10 protein-coding genes are annotated in these 11,741 nt (G+C 71.2%); 2 read left to right on the plus strand and 8 right to left on the minus strand.

Annotated elements, in window-relative coordinates; all coding sequences use genetic code 11:
- Positions 1–2: 2 nt before the first annotated feature.
- The 5 genes from mreC to ACFVNO_RS08665 form a co-directional block, all read right to left on the minus strand.
- Positions 3–905: a rod shape-determining protein MreC gene (gene mreC, locus ACFVNO_RS08645; RefSeq protein WP_355269406.1), complete on the minus strand. Its 903-nt coding sequence runs from the start codon at positions 903–905 to the stop codon at positions 3–5.
- Entirely contained in the window at positions 905–1,939 is a 1,035-nt protein-coding gene (locus ACFVNO_RS08650) for a rod shape-determining protein (protein WP_220559627.1), read from the minus strand. The genes mreC and ACFVNO_RS08650 overlap by 1 nt, the downstream gene beginning before the upstream one ends.
- Before the next feature lie 398 nt (positions 1,940–2,337).
- Positions 2,338–2,745: a nucleoside-diphosphate kinase gene (gene ndk, locus ACFVNO_RS08655; protein WP_220559626.1), complete on the minus strand. Its 408-nt coding sequence runs from the start codon at positions 2,743–2,745 to the stop codon at positions 2,338–2,340.
- Between the two features lie 84 nt (positions 2,746–2,829).
- The gene (locus tag ACFVNO_RS08660) at positions 2,830–3,225 is read right to left on the minus strand and encodes a DUF4233 domain-containing protein (RefSeq protein ID WP_355269409.1); all 396 of its coding nucleotides are present in this window, start codon (positions 3,223–3,225) and stop codon (positions 2,830–2,832) included.
- 38 nt (positions 3,226–3,263) lie between these two features.
- Positions 3,264–4,616, minus strand: coding sequence for a folylpolyglutamate synthase/dihydrofolate synthase family protein (locus ACFVNO_RS08665; protein ID WP_355269411.1), 1,353 nt, complete (start codon positions 4,614–4,616; stop codon positions 3,264–3,266).
- A 118-nt stretch (positions 4,617–4,734) separates the two neighbouring features.
- Between ACFVNO_RS08665 and ACFVNO_RS08670 the strand changes: the two genes are divergently transcribed.
- On the plus strand, positions 4,735–5,982 hold the full coding sequence (locus tag ACFVNO_RS08670; protein ID WP_355269413.1) for a hypothetical protein: 1,248 nt from the start codon (positions 4,735–4,737) through the stop codon (positions 5,980–5,982).
- A gap of 74 nt (positions 5,983–6,056) precedes the next feature.
- Here ACFVNO_RS08670 and ACFVNO_RS08675 read toward each other — a convergent pair whose 3' ends face one another.
- The 3 genes from ACFVNO_RS08675 to ACFVNO_RS08685 all read right to left on the minus strand — a co-directional run bounded on the left by ACFVNO_RS08675 (position 6,057) and on the right by ACFVNO_RS08685 (position 10,614).
- Positions 6,057–7,460 (minus strand): hypothetical protein, encoded by a 1,404-nt coding sequence (locus tag ACFVNO_RS08675; protein ID WP_355269415.1) that lies wholly within the window; start codon positions 7,458–7,460, stop codon positions 6,057–6,059.
- Positions 7,461–7,583: 123 nt separating this feature from the next.
- Positions 7,584–9,008, minus strand: coding sequence for an LVIVD repeat-containing protein (locus ACFVNO_RS08680; protein WP_378890732.1), 1,425 nt, complete (start codon positions 9,006–9,008; stop codon positions 7,584–7,586).
- Positions 9,009–9,237: 229 nt separating this feature from the next.
- Entirely contained in the window at positions 9,238–10,614 is a 1,377-nt protein-coding gene (locus ACFVNO_RS08685) for an LVIVD repeat-containing protein (RefSeq protein WP_378890768.1), read from the minus strand.
- Between the two features lie 322 nt (positions 10,615–10,936).
- Here ACFVNO_RS08685 and ACFVNO_RS08690 point away from each other — a divergent pair, with 322 nt between their 5' ends.
- On the plus strand, positions 10,937–11,650 hold the full coding sequence (locus ACFVNO_RS08690) for a DUF305 domain-containing protein (protein ID WP_355269419.1): 714 nt from the start codon (positions 10,937–10,939) through the stop codon (positions 11,648–11,650).
- Positions 11,651–11,741: the final 91 nt, after the last annotated feature.

An 11,741-nucleotide genomic window follows, 5' to 3' on the forward strand; every position in this document is an offset into this window, starting at 1 on the left:
GGCTACTTCTCCCTCTCGGGTGCGTCGGGCTTGGGCGGGAGCACGGAGTCCCTGGGGTCCTCGGCCGGGCCGGCGACGACGACGCCGACCGTGTCCAGCGAGGCGAAGTCGACCGCGGGCGTCAGCACCGCGAGCCGGCTGAGCGCCCCCGGGGCGGCCTGCACCTCCTCGACGGTGCCGATGGGCACGCCGGGGACGAACGGCGCCCCCTCGTGCGAGCCGAGGGTGACCAGCCGGTCCCCGGCCTCCACGGGCGCCTCCATGTCGAACAGCTCCAGGGTGAGGTCGGCCTCGGGCCCGCCGGGCACGGTGCCCCCGGTGACGACGCCGATCTTGCGGGTCGACTCCAGGCGGGCGCCGACCGCGGAGGTGACGTCGGTGGCGAGCAGCACCGTGGCGGTGCGCGGGCCGGCCTCGATGACCCGGCCGACCAGCCCCTGGCCGTTGACCACGGTCATGTCCGGGGCGATCCCGGACTCGGTCCCGGCGTCGATGGTGGCGACGTCGGCGTAGCCGCGCGGTGTGGTTCGGGTGACCGCCTGGGCCGGGACGATCTCGTAGCCGCCCATCCCGGACAGGTGCAGGAGCTCGTCGAGGCGCTCGGCGCGGTCCTCGTCGAGGCGGGCGGCGTGCAGCTCCTCCTTCAGGCCGGCGTTGGCCGCCTCGAGTTCCGCGATGCGTTCGGAGGCCCCGGGGGCGCGCCGTACGGTGTCGTAGAGGTCGCCGACCGGCGCGGCGACGTAGCCCACGCCCGCGGCGGCGGGGGCGAAGACCAGTTCGCCGCCCGCGCGGGCCGCCGCGGTGACCGGGTTCTGGCCCTGGCGGCCGTCCAGGACGAGCAGGACCACCGACAGGACGACGAGCACCGTCAGGGTGAGCCGGGACCTCGGGCTGTCGCGCAGCATCAGCGCCGCCGCTCGGGGACGAGGACCTGGTGGAGGCGCTCGTAGTTCTCCACGCAGGTGCCGGAGCCGATGGCGACCGAGTCCAGGGCGTTGTCCGCCACGTGGATGGGCATCCCGGTCTCGTGCAGGAGGCGCTCGTCCAGGCCCCGCAGCAGGGCCCCGCCCCCGGTGACGGCGATGCCGCGGTCCATGATGTCGCCGGACAGCTCGGGCGGGCACTTGTCGAGGCTGGTGCGGACCGCGTCGATGATGGCGGTGACGGGCTCCTCGACGGCCTGGCGGACGTCGGACTCGGACATGACGATGGTCTTGGGCAGGCCGCTGATGAGGTCGCGGCCGCGCACCTCGGCGTGCAGTTCCTCGGCCCCGGTCGGATAGGCCGAGCCGATGGCGAGCTTGAGCTCCTCGGCGGTGCGCTCCCCGATCATCAGGGAGTACTCCTTCTTGACGAAGGTCATGATCGCCTGGTCCAGCTCGTCGCCGCCGACCCGGATGGACTGGGAGGTGACGATGCCGCCCATGGAGATGACGGCGACCTCGGTGGTGCCGCCGCCGATGTCCACGACCATGTTGCCGGTCGGTTCGTGGACGGGGAGCCCGGCGCCGATGGCGGCGGCCATGGGCTCCTCGATGATGTAGACCCGGCGCGCACCCGCCTGGTACCCGGCCTCCTTGACCGCGCGGTGCTCCACGGAGGTGATACCGCTGGGGACCGCGACGATGATGCGGGGCTTGGCGAAGTGGCGGCGGCGGTGGATCTTCTGGATGAAGTAGCGCAGCATCCGCTCGGTGATCTCGAAGTCGGCGATGACGCCGTCCTTGAGCGGGCGGATGGCGGTGATGTTGGTCGGGGTGCGGCCGATCATCTGCTTGGCCTCGATGCCCACGGCGACGATCTTGCCGGTCGAGGTGTTGAGGGCGACGACCGAGGGTTCGTTCAGGACGATGCCGCGGCCACGCACGTACACGAGCGTGTTGGCGGTCCCCAGGTCGACGGCCATGTCCCGGCCGAGAAAAGCAAGGTTGTTCGGCATGTAACGTCCTCAGAGGCGCCGTGTCGGACGTGGTTGCACGGGGCGACCATACGTAGTCGTTCCGGCACGATAGGTATTCAGTCCCCCGTATCGTAACGGTCGGCACTTAGTTGGTTACGCAAACACACCGAATCGTTGTCTTCTCCGCGTCCGCGGCGCGCGGACGGAAGTGCGGCGCCGTCGGCGCCGTCGGCCGCGGGAACGGCGGGAGACGGGCCCGGGGGCTCCGGGAGTGTCCCCGGGCGCGGGAGGGCCCGGGCCGGGCGGGGGTTCCGGGAAGCACAGCGTAGCCGCGCGGCCCCCGGAGTGCGGGGGGTTCGGCGCAATCGCCCCCCGAACGGCGCGAAGGGCCGCCCCCGGCGGGGGCGGCCCTTCGGCCTCGGTTCCGGCGACCGGCGTCAGCCCAGGTCGGGGAAGAACAGCTTGATCTCGCGCTCGGCGGAGTAGGTGGAGTCCGAGCCGTGCACGATGTTCTGCTGCACCTCCAGGGCGAAGTCGCCGCGGATGGTGCCCGGGGAGGCGGTGACCGGGTCGGTCGCGCCGGCCAGGGCGCGGAACGCCTCGACGGCGCGCTCGCCCTCGACCACCAGCGCCACCAGCGGGCCGCCGGTGATGAACTCCACCAGGGAACCGAAGAACGGCCGCTCGGCGTGCTCCTCGTAGTGGGTCTTGGCGGTCTCGGCGTCGAGCGTGCGCAGCTCCATCGCGACGATCCTCAGGCCCTTGCGCTCGATGCGCGAGATGACCTCGCCGACGATGCTGCGGCGGACGCCGTCCGGCTTGATGAGAACGAGAGTGCGTTCCACGTGCGATTCAGCTCCTCACTGGACTCCGCGTGGCGCGAGGGCACGACGCCCACGGCGTCTGTGCACGCGGAAACGTGCGTCACACTATCGCGTTCGGGACTCCGACGAGGCACCGACGGCCGTCTCGGCCTCCCGGGCGGCCTCGGCCTCGGCCCGCGCCTGGTGGGCGGCCTTCATCTCGTCGGTCCGGCGGCCCAGGATGACGCCGGTCACCCACAGGGACACGAAGACCACGGCGACCAGCATGCCCCCCGGGAGCATGAACGAGGTGAACAGGAACACGGCCTGGAGCGCCCAGGACGCGTAGTGGGCCCAGCGGTGCTTCTGGAGCCCGGCGAGCACCAGGGCCGCGACGGCCATGGTGCCCCACAGGCCTCCGGCGAAGGCGGGGTCCATGCCCGCCAGGGTCACGGCCACGGGGATGAAGAGGCCGATGACGATGACCTCGAAGGCCAGAACGACGGCGCAGACGACACGCACGGTGGGAATTCCCTTCGTAATGAGAGCGCGTCGGCCCGCTACTCCCCCGCGCCGCGCAGCAGGTGGACCGCGTCGCCCGCGGTGACCACCGAGCCGGTGACGAGCACCCCGGAGCCGCCGAACTCGCCGTCGTCCTCGGCCCGGCCCACTGCCAGGTCGATCGCGTCGTCGAGTCGGGGCGCCAGGTGGACGCGGTCCTCGCCGAAGATGCCCACCGCGATGGCGGCCAGGGACTCCGGGTCGAGGGAGCGGGGTGAGGAGTTGCGGGTGACGACGATCTCGTCGAGCAACGGTTCCAGGGGATCCAGGATCCCTTCGACGTCCTTGTCGGCCATGATCGCGACCACGCCCACCAGGCGGGAGAAGCCGAAGGACTCCTCCACGGCCGCGGCCGTCGCGATCATTCCGGCCGGGTTGTGGGCGGCGTCCGCGATGACGGTGGGGCTGGTGCGCACCACCTCCAGACGCCCGGGGGAATCGACCCCGGCGAGGGCCTCGGCGACGATGCCGGGGTCCAGGCCGGCCGCGTCCTCGCCCGCGGCGGCGAACGCCTCGACCGCGGCCACGGCCACGGCGGCGTTCGACGCCTGGTGGGCGCCGAACATCGGCAGGAAGAGGTTCTCGTAGCTCGCGGTGAGCCCCTTGACGGCGATCTGCTGTCCGCCCACCGCGACCTCGCGGCCCAGCACCCCGAACTCCATGCCCTCGCGGGCCACCCGGGCGCCGACCTCGGACGCGTTGCGCAGCAGGACCTCGGCCGCGGCCACCGGCTGCTGGGCGATCACCGCGACGGAGTCGGGCTTGATGATGCCCGCCTTCTCCTCAGCGATGCCCTCGACGGTGTCGGGCAGGTAGTCGGTGTGGTCGATACCGATGGGTGTGATCACCGCGACGTCGCCGTCCACCACGTTGGTGGCGTCCCAGCGGCCTCCCATGCCCACCTCGACGACGGCCACGTCGACCGGGGTGTCGGCGAAGACCGCGTAGGCCATCACCGTCAGGATCTCGAAGAACGACAGGGGAGCGTCGTTCATCTCGTCGGCCATCTCGATGTAGGGGCGGATGTCGTCGAAGGTCTCGACGAACCGCTCCTGGGAGACGGGCTCCCCGTCGACGACGATGCGTTCCCGGACGGTGCGCAGGTGCGGGCTGGTGTAGCGGCCCGTGCGCAGCCCCCGGGCGCGCATGAGCGCGTCGATCATGCGGGCGGTGGAGGTCTTGCCGTTGGTGCCCGTGACGTGGATGACCCGGAAGTTCCGCTGTGGATCGCCCAAGAGGTCCAGCAGGGTGCGGACGCGGTCCAAGCGGGGGTCGATGTCGGTCTCGGGCGCCCGGGCGAGGATCTGCGCCGTCACTTCGGCGTAGCGCGCGTCGGCGCGGTCCTCACTCACGGCTGCTGAGAGGTCGGAGTCGGGGTGTACACACCGCGTCAGTGTACGCGGCCCGGCCGGGGCGTGACCTCCGGGTACGGGGTCCGGACCCCGATATGGCCGGGAGCATACTGGGGGCATGCCCGACCTTGACCCTTTCTTCTCCGAGTGGGCCGGCCGCGCCGCCGGCTCGGCCCGCAGCCTGGAGCGCGCCCGGGAGCTGATGCGCGCGCTGGACCTGGACGACGCGCGGCCCCCGGTGCTGGGGGTGGTCGGCTCCAAGGGCAAGGGCACCACGGCCACCACGGCGGCGGCCGCCCTGTCCTCCGCGGGGCTGCGGACCGTGCTGGCCACCGGGCCGAGCTTCCGCTCCTACCGGGAGCGGGTGCGGGTGGACGGGGCCTCGGTCTCCGACGGGGTGCTGGACTCCCTGGGCGCGCGGATCGACCGGGCACGGCGCGGCCTGCCCGGCCCGGCGGAGTCCGGCGGGTACCTGGCGCCGAGCGGGGTGTTCCTCGTCGCGGCCCTGCTGCACGCCCGCGACGTCGGCGCCGACGTGTGCGTGCTGGAGGCCGGGATGGGCGGCCACCGCGACGAGCTGCGGCTGATCGGCCCGGAGGTGGTCGCCCTTGGCGCGGTCTTCGCCGAACACGTGGGGATCCTTGGGGACACCGTGACCGAGATCGCCCGCGAGAAGGCGCGCGTGGCCGGCGAGCGCACCCGGCGCCTGGTCCGGCTGCCGCAGACCCCGGAGGTGGCCGCGGCCGTGGACGCCGCTCTGGAGGAGGCGACCGGGGGCCGGGTACGGGCCGAGGTCGCCGACCCGGAGGCGCCCGGGACGGAGCCGCCCGCGGACCTGCGCCCGCCGGGGCTGTCGGCCGCCTCGGGCGTGCTGGGCACGGCCGCGGCCGCCCGGATGCTGGAGCACCTGGGCCGGGGCCCGCTGGACCCGGGCCGGCTGCACGCGGTGCTGCGCACCCTGCGGCTGCCCGCCCGGCTGTCGCGGCACCCGGTTCCGGGCGCGCCCGGGGCGGAGGCCATCGTGGACTCGGCGATCGACCGGGTGGGGGTGGCCGCGGCGCTGGCCCACGCGCGCGCCGCCTGGGGCGGGGTGGACCACGTGCTGCTGTGCCTGCCCGACCACAAGGACGTCTCCGGCGCCGTGGCGGTGCTGGGCGACCTGCCGGTCACCATGGTGCGCCTGCCCGAGGCGCACCTGCGGTTCGAGTACGCCCCGCCCGCGCACTGGGGCCGTGTGGACGCCGCCGCCCTCTCCCCCGCACGGGTGGCCGCCCTGGGCGACCGGGTGCTGGCGCTGGGCACGGTCTACTTCACGGGCCGGATGACCGAGGTCCTGGACGTGCCGACCGACCGCCTCTTCGGCTGACCGGCCCGGGCAAGGGGGCGGGGGCGGCGCCCGCGGGCGCCGCCCCCGCCTTCACGGAGTGGACCGGTCAGGGCCTAGCGGCCGGGCCGGTAGCTCTCCTGGTTCTGCGGGTTGAGCTCGTCGAACGTGATGCGCTCGGCCGCCCGCAGGCGCGGATCGGTCACCTTCAGGACGTCGAGGCCCCGGGTGATGTCGTTGGAGTAGATGTAGCCGTTGTAGTAGTACGTCGACCAGGTGTCGTTGTCCAGGACACCCTCCTCGACCCGGGAGTCCACGTCGAAGAAGGCGATCTCCTTCGGCTTCCTCGGGTTGTTGAAGTCCATGATGGACACGCCGCCCTGGTACCAGGACTGGACGAAGAAGTCCTGGCCCGGGACCGGGATGAGCGAGCCGTTGTGCGCCACGCAGACCTGGTCGCCCTGGTGCCGGTCGATCTTGTAGTAGCTGGCGAAGTCCATCTCCGGCGCCGCGTCGGTGCCGTTGATGGTGTAGATGGCGTTGGCGCCGCGCTGGCCGCCGATCTCCTCGGTGCAGGTCGGGGCCCCGCCGCCGCCGAGCTCGTCGGTGAACACCACGTTGCGGGCGTCGTTGGTGAACGTCGCCGAGTGCCAGAAGGCGAAGTTCGGGTCCTGGACGACCTCGGTGACCACCGGGTTCACGGGGTCGGAGATGTCCATCAGGATGCCGTCGCCCATGCAGGCGCCCGCGGCGATGTCCTTCTCGGCGTAGACGGTGATGTCGTGGCAGCCCTGGGTGGGCAGCAGCAGGCCGTCCTGGTCGTGGTTGCCGCCGTCGGGGAAGAGCACCGGCTCGTTGACGATCGCGGCCGAGGCCGGGTCGTCGTGCGGCACCTCGATGATGGTGATCTTGTCGTGCGGCGGCTGACAGTTGGGGAAGTTGGACGAGGGCGAGTAGGACGACACGTAGATGAGGTCGCTCTCGCCGTCCTTGCTCGGGACCAGGGTGTTGGTGTGCGAGCCGCAGTCGGTGCGCACCGCCGCCACGTACTCCGGGTTCTCCTTGTCGGAGATGTCGAAGATCCGGATGCCCTCGAACCCGTTCGGGTCGCTGGTCGGCACGGCCGGGGCGCCGCACTCGTCGCTCGCGCGGGCGTAGTCGACGGAGAAGTACAGCAGGTCGCCGCTGACCGACACGTCGCCCTGCCCGCCCGGGCACAGCACCTCGGTCAGGACCCTGGTGTTCTCGGGGTCGGAGATGTCGTAGATGACGAAGCCGTCGTAGTTGCCGCCGATGGCGTAGTCGCCGGTGAACGCCAGGTCGGAGTTGACGTTGCGGACGGTGGAGGGCTTGGGCACGTAGGCCACGTGCTCGATGTTGGCACTGTGGATCGAGTCGGCCGGGGGCGTGTCCGCGTACGCGGTCGCCGGGCCGAGCAGGCCCACGAGCAGAGAGGCCGCGGCCGTCGCCGCCAGGGCGACGGAACGGCTCAGGCCTCTCCTGTTGCGGGGTACAGGCATCGGGACTCCTGTGCACTAGGGGGTGTTCGAGGGGTACGTGAAGGGGCCGCGGCGTGCACGGCCGCGGCCCCTCTCACGTCACCCGCCCCTGCCCCGGGGGGCCGGGGGCGTCTTCGGGGGCGGTCAGCGGCCGTTGCCCCTTCCCGGGCGGTACTCCGGCTGCGACTGCGGGTTGAACTCGCTCATGTGGACCTGCTCGGCCACACGGAAGCGCGGGTCCTCCAGCTTGATGACGTCCAGGCCCCGGGTGATGTCCGAGGAGTAGACGTAGCCGTTGTAGTAGTAGGCCGACCAGGAGCCGCCGAGCACGAGGCGGTCGTCATCGATCGGGCCCCGGTCGAAGTAGCCGATCTCCTGCGGGTCGGACGGGTCGTTGAAGTCGATGACGGAGACCCCGCCCTGGTACCAGGACTGGACGAAGAAGTCGCGGCCCGGGACCGGGATGAGCGAGCCGTTGTGCGCCACGCAGTTCTCGGTGCTGCCCTGCATGCGCGGGATCTTGAAGTAGCCCTCGAAGGACAGCTCGGGCTCGCCCTTCTTGAAGCCGTCGATGGTGTAGATGGCGTTGGCGCCGCGCTCGGAGCCGATGCTCTCCAGGCAGGTCGCGCCGCCACCGCCGCCGAGCTCGTCGGTGAACATCACGGTGGCGCCGTCGTTGGTGAACGTCGCCGAGTGCCAGAACGCGAAGTTGGTGTCCTGGACGACGTCGGTGACGACCGGGGCGGCCGGGTCGGAGATGTCCATCAGGATGCCGTCGCCCATGCAGGCGCCCGCGGCGATGTCGTGCTTCGGGTAGACGGTGATGTCGTGGCAGCCGCTGGTGTTGCGGTAGCCGCCCTCGGGGAAGAGGACGGGCGCGTCGATGACCTGCGCGGAGGCCGGGTCGTCGATGGGGACCTCGATGATCGAGATCTTGTCGTGCGGCGGCTGGCAGTTGGGGAAGTTCGCCGACGGGGAGTACGAGGAGACGTAGATGTACTCGTGCTCGCCGTCCTTGCCCGGGACGAGGGTGTTGGTGTGCGAGCCGCAGTCGGTGCGCACGGCGGCGACGTACTGCGGGTTCTCCTTGTCGGAGATGTCGAAGATCCGGATGCCCTCGAACCCGTTCGGGTCGCTGGTGGGCACCGAGGGGGCGCCGCACTCGTCGCTGGCGCGGGCGTAGTCGACGGAGAAGTACAGCAGGTCGCCGCTGACCGACACGTCACCCTGGCCGCCCGGGCACAGGACCTCGGAGACGACCGTCGGGCTCTCCGGGGTGGAGATGTCGTAGATGACGAACCCGTTGTAGTTGCCGCCGATGGCGTAGTCGCCGGTGAACGCCAGGTCGGAGTTGAAGTCGCTCATCACCTCGGTCTTGGGGACGTTGGCGATGTGCGTGACGTTGGCGCTGGTCTCCGCGTCACTGGTGAAGGCCGGGTCGGCGGAGGCGGCGGAGGGGGCGAGGAGGGACGCGACGAGGGCGGTGGCGCCGGTGAGGGCGACCGCTCCCCTCTTCAGCGTGGATCTCCACGAACGCGGCGGAGGGGTTGGCATGGGGGAGGACGCCATGGGGGCTCCTGTTCGGGTCTGGCGCTGAACAGGAAGAAAGTACACACTTCAACATCTATCTGTATAGGGGGGAACAAAAGAAACACACCAGTTAACACACTGTCCACACGACCCCATCCGGCTACGCACGGTGCCTAGGTTCCTTCGGGGGTCGGTGGTGCGCCGCCCGGGTCGGCGGTTCCCCGCGCCCCCGTGTACGCTTCCGCGTTCTCCCAGGTGGCGACCGTTGTTACGGGTGTTGTCCATGTCCGGAAAAGGACGTTTGCGACTGGGGGTTGAACTCCTCCATGACCACGCCCTGTGCCTGTTCCAGGCGCGGGTCGGTGAGCCGGAGGACGTCGAGCCCGTTCCGGATGTCGGACGAGTAGACGTGCCCGTTGTAGTAGTACGCCGACCAGGAACCCGCGGTGCGCAGGGCCTGGGGATCCCAGGGCCCCCGGTCGAAGTGGCCGATCTCCTCCGGGCGCTCGGGGTCGGTCAGGTCGATGACGGAGACCCCGCCCTGGTACCACGACTGGACGAAGTAGTCCCGCCCCGGAACGGGGATCAGCGAGCCGTTGTGCGCCACACAGTTCTCGGTTTCGGTCTGATGGCGCGGCAGTTTGTAGTAGCTCCTGAAATCGAGTTCCCATTGGTCCCCGGAACCGCTGAGTGAATAGACCGCGTTCGCCCCGCGTTCGGGTCCGGCCCCCTCGGTGCAGACGGCGGCGCTCCCCCCGCCCAGCTCGTCGGTGAACAGGACGTACCGGGCGTCGTCGGTGAACGTCGCCGAATGCCAGAAGGCGAAATTCGGGTCCCGCACCCGGTCGAGCACCCGCGGCTCCACCGGGTCGGAGATGTCGAGCAGCAGCCCGTCGCCCAGGCAGGCGGCGGCCGCGATGCCGCGCTCGGGATAGGCCGTGATGTCGTGGCAGCCGGTGGTGGACTCGGCCCCGCCGTCGGGGAAGAGCACCGGCTCGTTGACGATCGCGGCCGAGGCCGGGTCGTCGTGCGGCACCTCGATGACGGTGATCTTGTCGTGCGGCGGCCGGCAGTCGGGGAAGTCCGGCGAGGGCGAGTACGACGACACGTAGACGAGGTCGCTCTCGCCGTCCTCACCCGGAACGAGGGTGTTGGTGTGCGAGCCGCAGTCGGTGCGCACCGCCGCCACGTACTGCGGGTTCTCCTTGTCGGAGATGTCGAAGATCCGGATGCCCTCGAACGCGCCGGCCTCGGTGGCCGGTGCCGCCGGAGCGCCGCACTCGTCGCCGGCGCGGGGGTAGTCGACGGAGAAGTACAGCAGGTCGCCGCTGACCGACACGTCGCCCTGCCCGCCCGGGCACAGGACCGTGGACACCACCCTGGGCCGGGTCGGGTCGGAGATGTCGTAGACGACGAAGCCGTCGTAGTTGCCGCCGATGGCGTGGTCGCCGGTGAACGCCAGGTCGGAGTTGAAGGCGCCCTCCCGGTCCAGCGGCGCGGGCCGGGGCAGGCCGCCCACCCGGACCACGCCCTCGGCGGAGACCTCCTGCTCCGCGACCGCCGCGCCGGGGACCGCGGTCGCGGCGGCCAGCAGGACCGCGGCCGCGCCGGCGCCTCCCCCGCGCAGGAGCGCGCGGCCCGGCACCTCCCCTCGCCCCGTCTCCCCGCCCACGGCCCACCTCCGACACAAAGAGCAACAAATCGCCTACTTTGTGTTGTACTCCCCCTATGGCCAACGGACCAGCAGAAACGCCGCCATGTGCGCACAGGCGCCAGATCTGGCATACGGGACGGCCGGGACACGCGGAGCGAACAAAACGATGGAGACACGCCCCCAAGGGTGGACAAAACACCCGGACAGTGAGTAGAAAGCCCAGCAGAGCGTTCTCCTCCGACCGGCCCGCCGCGCCGGAGGCGGCGCACAGCCCCCGGGCCCGCCCCACACCCCCGTTCTTGGAGGACACCCCGTGCGTCGCCTGGTACTCGCGGCAGGAACCGCCCTCGTACTCCTGGGAACCTCGGCCTGCACCGGGGAGGACGAGCAGCCGCAGGAGTCGGCGAACGTCATCGCCCCCGGCGCCCCCGGCGAGTCGTCCTCCCCGGCCACGGCCGACCAGATCGCCGCCCTGGCCGAGGAGCAGGGACACAACGAGGCCGACGTCGTCTACCTGGTGAAGATGATCGAGCACCACGCCCAGGCCCTGGAGATGACCGACCTGGTCCCCGAGCGCCACCGGCGCGAGGGCATCGGCGGCATCGCCGAGCGGATCAGCGCCGCCCAGGGCCCGGAGATCACCGCCATGGAGAGCTGGCTGGAGACGAACGTCTTCGGCCCGGCCCGGGAGAACCCCGCCCACCAGAACTTCTGCGGGCTGGAGGGGGACGGCGACCACCACGGCGGGGGCGAGGTCCCCGCCTGCGACCTCCAGGTGGACCACGAGGACATGCCGGGCATGGTCTCCGAGGAGGACATGGGCCGGCTGGAGGCCGCCGACGGCGACGAGTTCGACCGGCTGTTCGTGGAGCTGATGACGGCCCACCACCGCGGCGCGGTGACCATGGCCGAGGAGGTCCTGGAGAACGGCAAGGACCAGACGGTGATGAGGATGGCCAACGACCTCATCGCCGAGCAGAACACCGAGATCGAGCGCATGGAGGCCGTCCTCGAGAACGAGGACTAGATCGTTGATGGGGAAATGTGTCCTGGTCAGTGGTCGTAGGCGATCAACGACCGCTTGACCGGGGCACCCACCAGCCAGTTGTGCCAGATCG

It is taken from the genome of Nocardiopsis sp. NPDC057823, assembly GCF_042797335.1.
Lineage (GTDB): Bacteria > Actinomycetota > Actinomycetes > Streptosporangiales > Streptosporangiaceae > Nocardiopsis > Nocardiopsis changdeensis.

What these genes read in the sequence shown, in the direction of transcription:
- ACFVNO_RS08670 (WP_355269413.1), top strand. Translation starts at nt 4,735, where the DNA reads ATGCCCGACCTTGACCCTTTCTTCTCCGAGTGGGCCGGCCGCGCCGCC.
- ACFVNO_RS08675 (WP_355269415.1), bottom strand. Translation starts at nt 7,460, where the DNA reads ATGCCTGTACCCCGCAACAGGAGAGGCCTGAGCCGTTCCGTCGCCCTG.
- ACFVNO_RS08680 (WP_378890732.1), bottom strand. Translation starts at nt 9,008, where the DNA reads ATGGCGTCCTCCCCCATGCCAACCCCTCCGCCGCGTTCGTGGAGATCC.
- mreC (WP_355269406.1), bottom strand. Translation starts at nt 905, where the DNA reads ATGCTGCGCGACAGCCCGAGGTCCCGGCTCACCCTGACGGTGCTCGTC.
- ACFVNO_RS08650 (WP_220559627.1), bottom strand. Translation starts at nt 1,939, where the DNA reads ATGCCGAACAACCTTGCTTTTCTCGGCCGGGACATGGCCGTCGACCTG.